This is a genomic window from Belnapia sp. AC561, from assembly GCF_979252845.1.
The window spans coordinates 83,006-97,618 of record NZ_CEEDBP010000024.1 but is presented as its reverse complement, the minus strand read 5'-3'; the positions used below and the strand labels follow the sequence as shown (position 1 = coordinate 97,618).

Genomic DNA, 14,613 nt, shown 5'->3' with positions numbered 1-14,613 from the left:
CCGAGACCATCGGCTATCCGGTGGTGCTGAAGGGCGTCAGCCGCGCCGTGGTCCACAAATCCGACCTCGGCCTGGTCCAGCTGCGCCTCCTGCCAAAGGATGCCGCATGCCCGCCCGCTGCCTGCTGCCCGCATGATGGATTGGCTGGGCCCCGAGGAATGGCAGGCGGTGCGGCTCAGCCTCGGCGTGGCGGGGCGGTCCGTGCTGATCTCGCTGGTGCCGGCGGTGCTGGTGGCCCTGGCCCTGGCGCGCGGGCGCTTCCCCGGCCGGCTGCTGCTGGATGCGCTGGTGCATCTGCCGCTGGTGGTGCCGCCGGTCGTCGTCGGCTGGGGCCTGCTGATGCTCTTCGGCATCCGCGGCCCGATCGGCGGGCCATTGAACGACTGGTTCGGCATCCGCCTGGTCTTCACCACCGAGGGTGCGGCGCTGGCGACGGCGGTGATGTCCTTCCCGCTGATCGTGCGGTCCGTGCGGCTTGGCTTGGAGGGGCTGGACCCGGGGCTGGAGGCGGCGGCGCGCACCTTGGGCGCCGGGCGGCTGGACCGTTTCCTCGGCATCACCCTGCCGCTGATGTCGCCGGGCATCCTGGCCGGGGCGGTCACCGCCTTCGCCGCGGGCCTCGGCGAGTTCGGCGCCGTCATCACCTTCGCCTCCAACATCCCGGGCGAGACCCAGACCCTGCCGCTGGCGATCTACAGCGCGACGCAGACGCCGGGCGGCGAGGCCATGGCGGCGCGCCTCGCCGGCGTCTCCTTCGCGCTCGCCCTGGCCGGGCTGCTGCTGGCCGAGCTGATCGGCCGGCGGATGCACCGCCTGCTGGGCCGCGGCTGATGCTCGAGGTCGCGCTGCGCCACGCCTGGCCCGGCTTCGCGCTGGATGTCGCCTTCACCGCGCCGGCGGGGGTGACGGCGCTCTTCGGCCCCTCCGGCTGCGGCAAGTCCACCGTGCTGGCCGCCGTCGCCGGGCTGCTGCGGCCGCTGGCCGGGCAGGTGGCGCTGGATGGCGTCCCGCTGCTGGACACCGCCCGCGGCGTCATGCTGCCGCCGGAGCACCGGCGCTGCGGCGTGGTCTTCCAGGATGCCCGGCTCTTCCCCCACCTCAGCGTCGCGTCCAACCTGCGTTACGGGCTGAAGCGCGCCCCGCGCGAGGCCACCGGCCCGGGCTTCGAGGAGGTTGTGGCGCTGCTCGGCATCGCCCCGCTGCTGGGCCGCCGGCCGCTGGGGCTCTCGGGCGGGGAGCGGCAGCGGGTGGCGCTCGGCCGGGCGCTGCTGGCGCGGCCGAGGCTGCTGCTGATGGACGAGCCGCTGGCCGCGCTGGACGCGCCGCGGCGGGCCGAGGTGCTGCCCTTCCTCGCCCGGCTGCGCGACGTGGCCCGGCTGCCGATCCTCTACGTGACGCATGCGCTGGAGGAGGTGGACGCCCTGGCCGATACGCTGGTGCTGCTGGAGGCCGGGCGGGTCCTCGCCGCCGGCCCGGTGGAGGCGCTGGCGGCGCGGGCCGACCTGCCGGCGCTCGCTCGGCGGCGCGATGCCGGGGCGCTGGTGCCCTGCACCGTGCTGGCGCAGGACCCGGCGCGCGGGCTGACCCGGCTGGGCTTCGCCGGCGGCGAGCTGGTCGCGCCGCTGCGTCCGGGCCTGGCGCCGGGCGACCGGCTGCGGGTGCGGCTGCGGGCCCGCGACCTGGCGGTGGCGACCGAGCCGCCGCGCGGCATCTCCATGCACAACATCCTGCCCTGCACCCTGCGCGGCATCGACCCAGCCGGGGAGGTGGAGGTCTTCCTCCGCCTCGCGGTGGGGGAGACGCCGCTGCTGGCACGGGTGACGCGGGATACGGTGGACCGGCTGGCGCTGCGGCCGGGGATGCCGCTCTGGGCACTGGTGAAGTCGGTCGCCTTCGATCATGCGGGACCGGCATGAGCGCGCCGCCGCGTCTGGTCCCGGTGGCGGAGGCGCTCCGCCTGCTGCTTGGCCTGTTGCCGCCGGTGGCGCCGCGCCGCCTGCCGCTGGCCCAGGCCATCGGCCGGGTGCTGGCCGCGCCGTTGCGGGCCAGGGGCCCGGTCCCGCCGGTGGCCATCGCCCTGCGCGAGGGCTGGGCGGTTGCCGCCGCGCTGACCGAGGGCGCCGGCCCCTATGCCCCGGTGCTGCTGCCCGGCCTCGCCTGGATTGCCGCGGGCGCCGCCCTGCCGCCCGGCACCGATGCGGTGCTGCAGCCCTTCGCCCGCGACGGCGAGCTGGTGCTGGAGCCGGTCGGCCCCGGCGAGGGGGTGCGGCTGGCGGGCGAGACGGCCCAGGCCGGCATCGAGCTACGCCCCGCCGGCACCCTGCTGCGCCCCGCTGATCTGCTGCTCGCCGATGCCGGGATCGAGGCGGCCTCCGTGCGGGTGCCGCGCATCGCCCTGCCCGGCGCCAGCGCCCTGGCGGCACTGGCCGCCGCCGAGGGTGCCGAGGTGGCCGAGGCCGATCCCGACCTCGTCCTCGCCTGCGACCTCACGCTCGATACGGTGCATTGTCCGGCCCTCGGCGCCCGGCCGGGGGAGGCGACGGCGATCGGCACCCTGGGTGGCCGCCCCGCCGTGCGGCTGGGGCCGCTGCCCGAGGATCTGCTGGCCGGCTGGTGGCTGCTCGGCCGCCCGGCGCTGCGGGCGCTGGCCGGGCGGGCCGCGCCGCCGCGGCGCCGGCTGACCCTCGGCCGCAAGGTTGCCTCCCCCATCGGCTTCACCGGGGTGGTGCCACTGGGGCCGGGCGGGATGCCGCAGGGCAGTGCCCTGGCACCGGTCGAGGCGCTGTTGATTGTCCCGCCCGGGCTGGAAGGCTACGACGCCGGCACCCAGATCGAGGCATGCGATCCCTGACAAACGCCGATTTGCTTGAGCGTATCCGCCGCGCCGCCCGGCAGGAGCAATTCCTGGACGTCGTCTCCGCCGAGGTGGCGACCGTGCGCTTCCATGCCGCCATCGACCTCGCGCCGCTGCCGGCCGAAGCCGTGCCGCTCGGCGCCGCGCTGGGCCGGGTGGTGGCGGTGCCGGTCGCCGCCGCCGCCGATGCGCCGCCCTTCGACCGCGCCTCGATGGATGGCTTCGCGCTCCGCGCCGCCGATACCCTCGGCGCCACCGAGACGGCACCGCGCCGGCTGCGGCTGAACGGCGAGCTGCTGGCCTGCGGCGTGGCGCCCGCCATCGCGGTGGAACCGGGCACGGCGACGGCGATCGCCACCGGCGGCGTCATCCCGCGCGGCGCCGATGCCGTGGTCATGGTCGAGCAGACCGAGGCCGAGGAGGGCCCGGATGGCCCGGAGGTGCTGGTCCGCCGCCCGGCCGTCGCCGGGCAGGCGGTCGCCTATGCCGGCAGCGACATCGCCCGAGGCGAGACGGTGCTGCGGGCCGGCACCCTCGTCACCAGCCGGGAGATCGGCATGCTGGCCGCCGCCGGGCTGGCGACCGTGCCGGTGGTGCGCCGCCCCCGCGTCGCCATCCTCTCGACCGGCGACGAGCTGGTGGCGCCGGGCCAGCCGCTGCCGGTGGGCGGGATCTACGACAGCAACGCCGCCATCCTCGCCGCCGCCGTCGCCGAGCATGGCGGCGAGCCGCTGCCCATGGGCATCTTCCGCGACGAGGAGGCGGTGCTGGAAGCGGCGCTGCGGCAGGCCCTCGACATGGCCGACCTGGTGGTGATGTCGGGCGGTACCTCGAAGGGCGCCGGCGACGTCTCCCACCGCATCCTCTCCCGCCTGCCGCCGCCCGGCGTGCTGGTGCATGGCGTGGCGCTGAAACCGGGCAAGCCGCTCTGCCTCGGCGCCGTCGGCCGCAAGCCGGTGGTGGTGCTGCCGGGCTTCCCGACCAGCGCGGTCTTCACCTTCCAGGAATTCGCCGTGCCGGTGATCCGCGCCCTGGCCGGGCTGCCGGCGCGGGAGGAGGCGGTGGCCGAAGCCCGCCTCGCGGTCCGCACCCCGAGCGAGGCCGGTCGTACCGAATACGTCATGGTCTCCCTGGCCGAGGACCCGGCCGGCGGTCTCGCCGCCTGGCCGCTCGGCAAGGGCTCCGGCAGCGTCACCGCCTTCTCCCAGGCGGATGGCTTCTTCGCCATCGATGCGGCGGAACAGGGCGCGGCGGCCGGGGCGCCCCTGCAGGTCCGGCTGATCGGCGGCGCGCACCGGCTGCCGGAGCTGACCATCATCGGCAGTCATTGCACCGGATTGGATGCCATCCTCGATGTGCTGGCGGCCGAGGGCATCCGGGCGCGCAGCCTGGCGGTCGGCAGCCTCGGCGGGCTGGCGGCGGCGAGGCGCGGCGAATGCGACCTGGCGCCGGCGCATCTGCTGGACCCGGGCTCGGGCGCCTACAACGCGCCCTTCCTCGCGCCCGGGCTGCGGCTGGTGCCGGGCTGGCGACGGCTGCAAGGCGTGGTCTTCCGCCCCGGCGATCCGCGCTTCGAGGGGCTGGACGGGCCGGCCGCGGTACGGCGCGGCGCCACCGACCCCGCGCTGCTGCTGGTCAACCGCAACGCCGGCTCCGGCACCCGCATATTGCTGGACGGGCTGCTCGGTGGCGCCCGGCCGCCGGGCTATGCCAACCAGCCGAAGTCGCACAACGCGGTCGCCGCCGCCGTCGCCCAGGGCCGCGCCGATTGGGGCGTGGCGATCGCCGCGGTGGCCGACGCCTATGGCCTCGGCTTCGCCGCCCTGGCCGATGAGCACTACGATTTCTTCCTGCCGGAGACGCGGGCGGACCGCCCGGCGGTGCGCGCCTTCCTTGCCTCGCTGGCCAGCGCCGAGGGTCGGGCGCGGCTGGACGCGCTGGGCTTCAGCCCCGCCTGATCAGCGCGTCGCGCCGGGCACCCAGAGCACGTCGCCGGCGCCATTGCCGTTCAGCCGGCGCGACAGCACGAACATCAGGTCCGAGAGGCGGTTGAGGTAGCGCACCGCCTCCGGGTTCATCGCTTCCTCCGCCGCCAGCCCGACCACCAGCCGCTCCGCCCGGCGGATCGTGGTGCGGGCGAGGTGGGCCATGGCGGCTGCCGGGGTACCGCCGGGCAGCACGAAGCTGCGCAGCGGCGGCAGCTCCGCATTCTGCGCCGCGATCTCGGCATCCAGCCGGACGGATTGCGCCGCATCCAGCCGCAGCCGCTCGCCGCCCTCGCCGGGGACGCAGAGGTCGGCGCCGAGGTCGAACAGCTCGTTCTGGATGCGGGCGAGGATCGGGTCGACCTCCGCATGGTCCGCGGTCTGCAGCCGCAGCAGGCCGAGCACCGCATTGGCTTCGTCCACCGCGCCCATCGCCTCGATCCGCAGCGCATCCTTCCGCACCCGGGTCCCGTCGCCGAGCGAGGTCTCCCCGGCATCGCCGCCGCGGGTGGTGATGACATCGAGTTTGACCACGGCGAAGGCTCCTCATCGGTCTATTGCCGCAGACGGAAATGGATCGCGGTGCGGATACTGCCAGGGATGGCGAGGCCGTCGCGCATCGCCGGACGGAAGCGCCAGCGCTGCACCGCCCGCTTCGCCGCCTCGTCCAGCGCGGCATAGCCGGAGCTGCGGACCACCTCCACCTCCTCGACGCTGCCGCCGGGGGTGATGCGGAGCAGGACGGTGACGACGCCCTGCTCGCCCCGGGCCTGGCTGGCGGCGGGGTATTCCGGGTCCGGGTTGCGGATACCCTCGGCGAGGCCCGGTGGGGTGACGGCGCCGAAGACCGGGGCGCCGCCCTGGGTCAGCGGCACCGGGCCGAGGGCGCCGGCCGGCGGCGGGGCGTCCGGCACCTCCGGCGCCGCGGGCGGCTGCGGCTCGCTGGGCTCGCCCAGGGTCTCGCCGGTCTGCTCCTGCCAGACCACCTCGACGGATTGCTGCGCCCCCGCGTCCGGCCGCGGCGGCCGCGGCCAGAGCACCAGCGCCGCCAGCGCCGCGCCATGCAGCAGCGCCGAAAACCCCGCCGCCCAGGGCGAGACGCGCGGCCGGCGCGGCGGGCGGGCGCGGACCGTCATCGCCTCGCCCTCCGGCTGCCGGAGGATCGGCACCAGCCGCGTCACGGCACACCCTCGCCCCGGTGCTTCACAGCACCAGGACGCCCCGGTGCTTCGCCTTGCCTTCCGGCTCCACATGAATGGTGATGGTGGCGCCCTGGACCTCCGCCTTCAGCGCCGCCTCGATCCGGTCGCAGATCTCATGCGCCTCATCCACCGTCATGGCGCCGGGCACCACCAGATGGAACTCGATGAAGGTCAGCCGCCCGGCATGGCGCGTCCGCATGTCATGCGCCTCGATCGCGCCATCGCCATTGGTGGAAACGACGGTGCGGATGCGGGCCAGCAGGCCGGGCTCCACCGCCTCGTCCATCAGCCCGCCGACGCTTTCCCGCATCAGCCGGCCGCCGGACCAGAGGATGTTCAGCGCGGTCAGCCCGGCCAGGGCCGGGTCGATCCAGAGCTTCCCGGTCAGCGCCACCAGGCCGACGCCGATGATGACGCCGCCGGAGGTTACCACGTCGGACATCAGATGGTGCCCGGCCGCGACCAGCGCGGGGGATTTGGACCGCCGGCCCTGGCGGAACAGCACCGAGGCCCAGCCCGCATTCACCGCCGTGGCGGCGGCCGAGATCAGCAGGCCGATGGCCGCCTGGTCCGGCGCGCGTGGCCGCTGATAGGCGCCCCAGGCCTCATGCAGGATGGCAACCGCGGCGATGACGATCAGCGCGCCTTCCAGCACGGCGGAAAAATACTCCACTTTGGTATGGCCATAGGGGTGGTTCGCATCGGCCGGCAGGGCGGCGTAGTGCACCGCCGCCAGGGCGGCGACCGCGGCCGCGACATTCACCACGCTTTCCAGCGCGTCGGCCAGCAGGGCGACGCTGCCGGTCAGGCCCCAGGCGGCGATCTTCAGCGCCAGCACCGCGCAGGCGACCACGACGCTGCCGATCGCGATGCGGAGCGTACGGTCGGTCGGGCCGGGATGGGGGGTCATGTGGACCAACGGGATAGGCTCCGGACTGCCGGGTCGTCTCCGGTCAGGGCTTTTCGCCCGAGGGACCTACCCCCGGCAACCCCCCCTCAAGTCCTCTTGGGTAGCACCCTATGCACTTGCGCCGGTGCATGGCATGACATCCTATCGCACTGCACAACAGGATGGTGCCATGCCGCTTTCCACCCCCGCCGAGCGGGACCTGCTGCACCTCCGGGATATCCAGCTGCGGGGCTACCACCGGGCGGACGGGCTTTTCGACATCGAGGCCCATCTGGTCGATACCAAGGCGCAACCCTTCGAGAACGACAACCGCGGCGTCATGCAGCCGGGCGAGCCGCTGCACGGGATGTGGCTGCGGCTGACGGTGCGGGAGGACATGGAGGTGGTGGAATGCGAGGCCGCCTCCGACCACACGCCCTATGCCATGTGCCCCGGCGCGGCGCCGAATTTCAGCCGGCTGGCCGGGCTGAAGATCGGCCCCGGCTTCAACCGGGCGGTGAACGAGCGGGTCGGCGGCATCCAGGGCTGTACCCATCTGCGCGAGGTGCTCGGGCAGATGGCGACGGTGGTCTACCAGACGCTCTATCCGATCCGCGCCGCCAGGGAGCGCGCGGAGCTGGAGCGGAAGCTGGCCGCCGGCGAGCCGGTGACGCGCCAGCGGCCGGGCCTCGTCGGCAGCTGCATCGCCTATGCCCCGGACAGTCCGGTGACCCTGGCGCGCTGGCCCTGGCTGGCGGATGAGGCCAAGGCGGCGGAGTAGGCGCCCCGCCGCCGCAGGCGGGGCTCAGTTCACCAGCTTCGCCACCGCGAAGTCCCGCACCGCGGCCCGCACCGCCGTGGCCGCGGCGGCGTTGTACCCGACGTGAGCCCCGCGGGCGACGCAGGCATCCGTCGCCACCGCGAAGGGCGCCCTGGTCTCGGCATTCAGCGTGGCGCCATCCGGCCCTTCCACCAGCCGGCAGTTGCGGGTGGTCTGCGCCGCCGGGATGGCCAGCAGCGGCGGCCCGAAGGGATTGTCGAAGCTGTGGTGGGCGTCCGGGTATTCCACCAGGGTCGCGTCGGCGCCGGCCTGCTTCAGCCGCGCCACGTAGTCCCGGCAGGGGCCGATGGCGACGTAATCGTCGGCGATCCCATGAAACAGCCGCACCGGCACCGGGCTGAGCGCAGTATCCCCCTCGAAGCCGACGTTGCAGGGGGTATAGAGCCCGATATGCGCGGCGAAGCGGTGCCCAGGGGTGCCATAGGCCTGCTGGAAGCGCGTCATCGCCGAATAGACCGCGGCGACGGCACCCTTGGAGAAGCCGATGATGCCGATCCGGTCGGCCCGGATGCGTGGATGCGCGGCCAGCCAGTCCAGCGCCCGGTAGGCATCGACCATCATCGCCAGGGAATGCAGCTGGGTCTGGTCCTGCACCGTGCTTGTGATGCCGCGCCCGGCGAAGCTGTCGAGGATGAAGGCGGCAACGCCCACGCTGTTCAGCTCCCGTGCCCATTGGTCGGTGGAGCCGCTGATGCCGCCCGAGCCATGTACCAGCACCATCGCCGGCACCTTCTGGTCCGGCCGCAGCCCAGCCGGCAGCCGCAGCTCCCCGGCGACGAGGGATTCGCGGCCGGCATCGCGGCGGCCGCGGAGGAATTCCTCGCCGTTCAGGGTCCGGGTGCCGAGCGGAATGGTCTCGATGCGGCCCGGTGCGGGGAGGGGAGCCGGTGCCTGGGCCGTGGCCGCGAGCGGCGTCAGGGCGAGCAGGAGGGCGAGCGCGAGCCCGGCCGGACGTGACGGCGACATGGGAATTTCCTCCAGCGAATTGGCCGCAAGGCTCCATCGCGCCGCCGCCGATGTCCAGCCGGGTCTTGCCGTGCCGCACCGCAGCAGCACATGCTGGCGGTGATGCCCGATACTGCCCCGGCCCTGACCCTCAGCCTCCATCGTGCCATCACGGATCTGCCGGCGGCGGACTGGGATGCGTGCGCCGGCGGCACGAACCCCTTCGTCAGCCACGCCTTCCTGGCGGCGCTGGAGGCCAGTGGCAGCGCCACCGACCACACCGGCTGGCTGCCGCAGCACGCCGCCCTGCGCGATGCGGCCGGCACGCTGGTCGCCTGCGCCCCCTGCTATGCCAAGACCCATAGCCAGGGCGAATACGTTTTCGACTACGGCTGGGCCGATGCCTTCGAGCGGGCGGGAGGCAACTACTACCCCAAGCTCCAGGTCTGCGCCCCCTTCAGCCCGGTCCCCGGCCCGCGGCTGCTGGTCCGGCCCGGCTCGGGGGTCGGCCCGGCGGCGCTCGGCCAGGGGCTGGTGCAGGTCTGCGGCCAGCTCGAGCTCTCCTCCGTGCATGTCACCTTCTGCGAGGCGGCGGAGTGGGAGGCGCTGGGCGAGGCCGGCTGGCTGCAGCGCATCGGCACCCAGTTCCACTGGCACAACCAGGGCTATGCGACGTTCGAGGATTTCCTCGGCGCGCTCTCCTCGCGCAAGCGCAAGGCGATCCGGCGGGAACGGCGGGATGCCGCGGCCTCCGGCTTCGTGCTGAAGACGTTGCGCGGGCATGAGATCACCCCGAAGCACTGGAAGGCCTTCCACCGCTTCTACAAATCCACCACCGACAAGAAATGGGGCCGCAGCGCCTACCTCACCTCCCGCTTCTGGCCGCTGATGGGAGAGGCGCTGGGCGACCGCGTGGTGCTGATGGTGGCCGAGCAGGATGGCGAACCGGTCGCCGGCGCGCTGAACCTGCTGGGGACCGAGGCGCTTTATGGCCGCAACTGGGGCAGCATCGTCGATGCGCCCTTCCTGCATTTCGAGCTCTGCTACTACCGCGCCATCGACTTCGCCATCGAGCACAAGCTGCCCCGGGTCGAGGCCGGCGCCCAGGGCGAGCACAAGATCCAGCGCGGCTACCTGCCGAGCCCGACCTACAGCGCGCACTGGATCGCCCATCCCGGGCTGCGCCGGGCGGTCGGCGATTTCCTCGACCGCGAACGCCCGGCGATGCTGCGGGAGATGGAGGCCCTCGCCACCCTCTCCCCGTTCAAGCAGGCCGGTGAGACCGACTAGTCAGGCCCGCTGCACGCCCCAGAAGGCGATCGTCTCCGAGATCGGCTCGGTGATCGACTTCCGCCACGCCGTCGAGGCGAAATACTGCCCGGTCGGCAGATAGGGCGCCTCCTCAAAGACCACCTGCTGGATCTCGCCGGCGACCTTCCGCTGCGCCGCCAGGTCCGGTGCGTCGAACCAGCTCAGTCGCAGCGCATCCAGCTTCGGCACGTCCGGCCAGCCGAACCAGGCCTGGGCGCCATTGGCGCGGATATACTGCATGACGCCGGGGTTGATGCCGTCGAGCCCGTTCCAGGTGGTGTGGAACATCGACCAGCCGCCCTTGTCCGGCGCTTCCTTGCTCGCCCGGCGCTGCACCACCGTGCCCCAGTCGGCGACCCGGAAGTCGACAGTCATGCCGAGCCGGCGCAGCAGGTCGTGGCCGACCTCGCCGAGGGCGGCCAGCACCGGCTGGTCGCTGGCGCTCATCAGCACCACCGTCTCGCCGTTGTATCCGGCATCGCGGATCTCCTTGCGGGATCGCTCGATGTCGCGCGGGCCGGTGATCGCCTCCATCCCGACATCGGTCGCCAGCGGCGTGCCGGGGGTGAAGACGCCGGCCTTGTCGTTCCACAGCGAGGGATCGGCGCCCGCCGCCGCGGTCATGAAATCCTGCTGCGACATGGCGCGCAGCACCGCGCGGCGCACCGCCGGCTTGTCGAAGGGCGGGTGCAGCGTGTTGAAGATGCCGGTGCCGAAGGTGCCGAGCGGATTGCCGCGCTTGAGCGCGATGTCGCGCGACCGCCGCAGCACCGGCACCAGGTCGTTCGGCGGGTTCTCCCACCAGTCCACCTCATTGTTGCGCAGCGCCGCGGCGGCGGTGCCGGGGTCGGGCATCACGGTCCATTCGACCCGGTCGAAATGCACCTGCTTCGGCCCGGCCGCCCAATCCGCGGCGCCGCCCTCCCGCGGGCGATAGGCTTGGTTCTTCTCATAGACCACGCGGGCGCCGACCACCCTTTCGTCGCCGACGAAGCGGAAGGGGCCGGAGCCGATGGTGTCGCGGATCTGGGTATTGGCATCGCCCGCGGCGATCCGCTCCGGCATGATGAACAGCGCGGAAGGGCCGATCTTGGCCAGAGTCTCCAGCATCGGGCCGAAGGGCTTGGTGAGGCGGATGGTGAAGCTGCGGTCGTCCGGCGTCGTCATCTCCGCGGTGCGGGACATCAGCACCTGGCCCAGCGCATCCCGCTGCGCCCAGCGCTTGATGGAGGCGATGCAGTCCCGTCCGCGCACCGGCTCCCCATCGTGGAACAGCAGGCCTTCGCGCAGCCGGAAGCGCCAGCTCAGCCCATCCGCCGCGGCCTCATGCGCCTCCACCATCTGCGGCTGCGGCTGCAGCTTGCTGTCGAGGCCGAAGAGCTGGTCGTAGATCATCAGCGCGTGGTGGCGGGTGATATAGGCGGTGGTGAAGACCGGATCGAGCACGGTCAGGTCCGCCTGCGGCACGAAGCGCAGGGTGCGGGCATTGGCGGGCTGGGCGAGGGCAGGGCGCGCCAAGGGGGCGGCCATCGCCGCGGCGGCGCCGGTCAACAGGGTTCGTCGCAGCATTCGGTCGGTCTCCCGGCAGGGTTGGACCGGCGTTCTCCGCCGGCCAAAAAAGCAGCGTGGGCGGTGCAACGCAAGCGGCGTGGTAAGGTGGCCGCCCCGGGGGAGAGACGGGAGGAGAAACCCGCACCGTGCTGCTGGCCTATGCCCAATTGTCCGGCGCGATGGCGCTGGTCGGCGCCAATGTCGCCGTCGGCAAGCTGCTGGCGGAGGCGCTGCCGGTCCCGCTGATCCTGCTGCTCCGCTGCCTGCTGGCTTGCGCGGTGCTCTGGCCGCTGGCGCGGCTGATCGAGGGCCGGGTGCGGGTAGCGCCCTGGGTGCTGCGGAACCTAGCCTTGCAGGCGCTGGTTGGCACGGTGCTGTACAATGCCGGGCTGCTGGCCGGGCTGCGCCTGACCACGGCGCTGGAGGCCGGGCTGGTGCTGGCGACCCTGCCGGCGGTGGTGGCCCTCGGCAGCGCCGCCTGGCTGCGGGAAAGGCTGTCGCCACGGCACTGGCTGGCCGCCGGGCTGGCGGCGGGCGGCATGGCGGCGCTGGTGCTGGCGCGGCTGGGCGGCGGCGGCGGGGCGGGGCACCTGCTGGGCAATGCCCTGGTCTTCGCCGGGGTGCTGGGGGAGGCCGCCTATGTGCTGCTCGCCAAACGGATCTCCGGCCGGGTGCCGCTGGTGACCGCCAGCTTCTGGATGCAGGCCTTCAGCGCGGCAATGCTGGTGCCGCTCTCGCTTACCGGGCTGGGATCGCTGGGGATGCTGGCGGAGCCGAAGTTGGTCGGGCTGCTGGTCTTCCATTCGCTCACCGCCAGCGTGATCTGCCTGCTGCTGTGGTATGCCGGGTTGCGGCGGGTGCCGGCGGGGGTGGCCGGTGTCTTCACTGCGCTGCTGCCGGCCAGCGCCGCGGCGGTCGCGGTGCTGGTGCTGGGGGAGGAATTCACGCCGGTGCATGGGGTGGGCTTCGTGCTGATGGGGGGCAGCCTGCTGCTGGCGACCTGGCCGCGGCGGGAGCCGGCGGCGTGAGGGCCTGGCTGTCCCTGTCGGTCGGGGAACTGCTCGCCGAGACGCCCGAGGACGTGGCGGGACGCCTCGCCTATGCCCAGGCGAGCCGCTTCGCCACGCTGGAACTGACCCAGCGGAACGCCTGGGAAGCGGAGGTCGCCATCCTCCAGGAGGCGCTGGCCACGGCCGAGGCCGGCTGGCGCCTCCTGTTCGAATTCGACCTGCTGCGGCTGGAGAAGCGCGTCGATGCCGTGCTGCTGACCGACCGCGCCATCGTCTCGCTGGAATTCAAGCATGGCGCGACCCGCTTCGAGGCGGCGGACCTGCGGCAGGCGGAGGATTACGCGCTCGACCTGCATGATTTCCACGCGGGTAGCCGCCGGCATCCGGTGGTGCCGGTGCTGGTGGCGACGGCGGCACCGGCCGCCACCAATGCCGCGCCGCTGTTCTGGCATGGCGTGGCACCGGTGCAATGCGTCAATGCGGCAGACCTGGGCGCCTTGCTCGCCACCATCCAGGCCGGGATCGGCATCCCGTCCGAACCGCTCGATCCGCTCGATCCGCTGGCCTGGGAAGCCGCGCCCTATCGCCCGGTGCCGACGGTGCTGGAGGCGGCGACCCTGCTCTACCGGCGCAACTCCGTCGCCGACCTCGCCGCGGCCCGGGCCGATGCGCCGAACCTGACCCGGACCACGGCCGCCATCGGCCGGGCGATCGCGGCGGCGCGGCGCGACGGCGCGCATTGCGTCGTCTTCGTCACCGGCATCCCGGGCGCCGGCAAGACGCTGTGCGGGCTGAACGTGGTCTTCGGCGCGCTGCGCGACCACGGCGCCGCCTTCCTCACCGGCAACGTCCCGCTGGTGAGCGTGCTGCGCGAGGCGCTGGCCCGCAATGCCGCGCCGGCCGGCGGCCCCGCCCGCAAGCTGGCCCATGCCCGGGCCAGCAAGGTGCTGCAGAATGTCCATCGCTTCCTCGACGAGCATGTCACCGCGAAGCAGCACGAGGCGCCCGAGCACGTCATCGTCTTCGACGAGGCGCAGCGCGCCTGGAACGAGCAGCAGGCGACCAAGGATACCCAGCGCCGGGTCAGCCGGCTGACCGCCAGCGAGCCGGCGCATGCGCTGGAGATCATGGGCCGCCACCCGGATTGGTCCGTCATCGTCGCGCTGATCGGCAATGGGCAGGAGATCAATACCGGCGAGGCCGGGCTGGCCGAATGGGGCCGGGTGATCGCCGCCGATCCACGCTGGCGGGCGGTTGCCGCGGTCCGTGTGCTGGAGGCGGCGGAGCCGGCACAGCGCCTGGCGGAAGGCCATCCGGCCTGGCTGACGCTGGATGCGGACCTCGACCTGACGGTGCCGATGCGGAGCGTACGGGATGCCGCCGGCGCGCCCTGGGTGGATGCGGTGCTGCGCGGGGCTACCGCCGAGGCCCGCGACATCGCCGCGGCGGCGGCGGTCCCCTTCTACGTCACCCGCGACCTGCCGGCGCTGCGGGCCGGGCTGCGTGGCTATTGCCGCGGGCTGCGCCGGGCGGGGCTGGTCGCCTCGGCCGGGGCCCGCCGCCTGCGGGCGGAAGGGCTGGGCGTGCAGTTGCCCGAGGTGGCGGACTGGTTCCTCAACCGCTGGCCGGACATCCGCGGTTCCGAGGCGCTTGAAACCTTCGCCACCGAGTATGATTGCCAGGGGCTGGAACTCGACGTGGTCGGGCTGGCCTGGGGCGGCGATTTCATCCGCGTTGCCGGTACCTGGCAGCCGCGGCGTTTCGCCGGCAAGTCCTGGCAGGTGGTGCAGAGCGCGGAGGAGCGCCTGTTCATCCGCAACACCTACCGCGTCCTGCTGACCCGCGCCCGCTACGAGACGATCATCTGGGTCCCCCGCGGCTCGCCGCTCGGCGATCCCTTCCACGACGCCACGCGCCCCGCCGCCGAGATGGACGCCATTGCCACCCATCTGCTGGACTGCGGCGCCCGCGCGCTGGGCACGCTGCCCGCACCCGCCCCGGTGCCATCGACGCTACTGCTGTAGC

General features: G+C 73.4%; 13 protein-coding genes. 8 read left to right on the top strand and 5 right to left on the bottom strand.

Annotation, left to right across the window (positions count from 1 at the left end; translation table 11 throughout):
- Nucleotides 1–132: 132 nt before the first annotated feature.
- From modB to AC0IW9_RS19180, 4 genes are read left to right on the top strand one after another with little or no spacing between them, the layout of a single operon-like run.
- On the top strand, nt 133–831 hold the full coding sequence (gene modB, locus AC0IW9_RS19195; RefSeq protein WP_471649899.1) for a molybdate ABC transporter permease subunit: 699 nt from the start codon (nt 133–135) through the stop codon (nt 829–831).
- Complete coding sequence (gene modC, locus AC0IW9_RS19190; protein WP_471649898.1) at nt 831–1,916, top strand: molybdenum ABC transporter ATP-binding protein; 1,086 nt, start codon at nt 831–833, stop codon at nt 1,914–1,916. Before modB ends, modC begins: the two co-directional genes overlap by 1 nt.
- The gene (locus AC0IW9_RS19185) at nt 1,913–2,851 is read left to right on the top strand and encodes a MoeA family protein (RefSeq protein ID WP_471649897.1); all 939 of its coding nucleotides are present in this window, start codon (nt 1,913–1,915) and stop codon (nt 2,849–2,851) included. The genes modC and AC0IW9_RS19185 overlap by 4 nt, the downstream gene beginning before the upstream one ends.
- Nucleotides 2,839–4,812, top strand: coding sequence for a molybdopterin biosynthesis protein (locus AC0IW9_RS19180; protein WP_471649896.1), 1,974 nt, complete (start codon nt 2,839–2,841; stop codon nt 4,810–4,812). Before AC0IW9_RS19185 ends, AC0IW9_RS19180 begins: the two co-directional genes overlap by 13 nt.
- Here AC0IW9_RS19180 and AC0IW9_RS19175 read toward each other — a convergent pair whose 3' ends face one another.
- The 3 genes from AC0IW9_RS19175 to AC0IW9_RS19165 are packed head-to-tail and all read right to left on the bottom strand — an operon-like array spanning nt 4,813 to nt 6,951.
- Nucleotides 4,813–5,373 (bottom strand): cob(I)yrinic acid a,c-diamide adenosyltransferase, encoded by a 561-nt coding sequence (locus AC0IW9_RS19175; protein ID WP_471649895.1) that lies wholly within the window; start codon nt 5,371–5,373, stop codon nt 4,813–4,815.
- Between the two features lie 20 nt (nt 5,374–5,393).
- A complete protein-coding gene (locus AC0IW9_RS19170; protein WP_471649894.1) occupies nt 5,394–6,020 on the bottom strand; it encodes an energy transducer TonB in 627 nt (208 codons plus the stop codon).
- A 22-nt stretch (nt 6,021–6,042) separates the two neighbouring features.
- Nucleotides 6,043–6,951, bottom strand: a complete 909-nt coding sequence (locus AC0IW9_RS19165) for a cation diffusion facilitator family transporter (protein WP_471649900.1) — start codon at nt 6,949–6,951, stop codon at nt 6,043–6,045.
- Nucleotides 6,952–7,120: 169 nt separating this feature from the next.
- Here AC0IW9_RS19165 and AC0IW9_RS19160 point away from each other — a divergent pair, with 169 nt between their 5' ends.
- Nucleotides 7,121–7,711, top strand: a complete 591-nt coding sequence (locus tag AC0IW9_RS19160; protein ID WP_471649893.1) for a DUF2889 domain-containing protein — start codon at nt 7,121–7,123, stop codon at nt 7,709–7,711.
- Between the two features lie 24 nt (nt 7,712–7,735).
- On the opposite strand, the gene AC0IW9_RS19155 is transcribed toward AC0IW9_RS19160, so the two are convergent.
- A complete protein-coding gene (locus AC0IW9_RS19155) occupies nt 7,736–8,737 on the bottom strand; it encodes a dienelactone hydrolase family protein (protein ID WP_471649892.1) in 1,002 nt (333 codons plus the stop codon).
- A gap of 102 nt (nt 8,738–8,839) precedes the next feature.
- Here AC0IW9_RS19155 and AC0IW9_RS19150 point away from each other — a divergent pair, with 102 nt between their 5' ends.
- Nucleotides 8,840–10,006 (top strand): GNAT family N-acetyltransferase, encoded by a 1,167-nt coding sequence (locus AC0IW9_RS19150; protein ID WP_471649891.1) that lies wholly within the window; start codon nt 8,840–8,842, stop codon nt 10,004–10,006.
- On the opposite strand, the gene AC0IW9_RS19145 is transcribed toward AC0IW9_RS19150, so the two are convergent.
- Nucleotides 10,007–11,596, bottom strand: coding sequence for an ABC transporter substrate-binding protein (locus tag AC0IW9_RS19145; RefSeq protein ID WP_471649890.1), 1,590 nt, complete (start codon nt 11,594–11,596; stop codon nt 10,007–10,009).
- A gap of 128 nt (nt 11,597–11,724) precedes the next feature.
- Between AC0IW9_RS19145 and AC0IW9_RS19140 the strand changes: the two genes are divergently transcribed.
- Together AC0IW9_RS19140 and AC0IW9_RS19135 are read left to right on the top strand one after the other, a co-directional pair.
- Nucleotides 11,725–12,606 (top strand): DMT family transporter, encoded by an 882-nt coding sequence (locus AC0IW9_RS19140; RefSeq protein WP_471649889.1) that lies wholly within the window; start codon nt 11,725–11,727, stop codon nt 12,604–12,606.
- Nucleotides 12,603–14,612, top strand: coding sequence for a DNA/RNA helicase domain-containing protein (locus AC0IW9_RS19135; RefSeq protein ID WP_471649888.1), 2,010 nt, complete (start codon nt 12,603–12,605; stop codon nt 14,610–14,612). The genes AC0IW9_RS19140 and AC0IW9_RS19135 overlap by 4 nt, the downstream gene beginning before the upstream one ends.
- Nucleotide 14,613 lies beyond the last annotated feature (1 nt).

Excerpts from the sequence above, each read along its gene's own strand:
- modB (WP_471649899.1), top strand. The coding sequence starts at position 133 with ATGATGGATTGGCTGGGCCCCGAGGAATGGCAGGCGGTGCGGCTCAGC.
- modC (WP_471649898.1), top strand. The coding sequence starts at position 831 with ATGCTCGAGGTCGCGCTGCGCCACGCCTGGCCCGGCTTCGCGCTGGAT.
- AC0IW9_RS19185 (WP_471649897.1), top strand. The coding sequence starts at position 1,913 with ATGAGCGCGCCGCCGCGTCTGGTCCCGGTGGCGGAGGCGCTCCGCCTG.
- AC0IW9_RS19180 (WP_471649896.1), top strand. The coding sequence starts at position 2,839 with ATGCGATCCCTGACAAACGCCGATTTGCTTGAGCGTATCCGCCGCGCC.
- AC0IW9_RS19165 (WP_471649900.1), bottom strand. The coding sequence starts at position 6,951 with ATGACCCCCCATCCCGGCCCGACCGACCGTACGCTCCGCATCGCGATC.
- AC0IW9_RS19160 (WP_471649893.1), top strand. The coding sequence starts at position 7,121 with ATGCCGCTTTCCACCCCCGCCGAGCGGGACCTGCTGCACCTCCGGGAT.
- AC0IW9_RS19155 (WP_471649892.1), bottom strand. The coding sequence starts at position 8,737 with ATGTCGCCGTCACGTCCGGCCGGGCTCGCGCTCGCCCTCCTGCTCGCC.
- AC0IW9_RS19150 (WP_471649891.1), top strand. The coding sequence starts at position 8,840 with ATGCCCGATACTGCCCCGGCCCTGACCCTCAGCCTCCATCGTGCCATC.
- AC0IW9_RS19145 (WP_471649890.1), bottom strand. The coding sequence starts at position 11,596 with ATGCTGCGACGAACCCTGTTGACCGGCGCCGCCGCGGCGATGGCCGCC.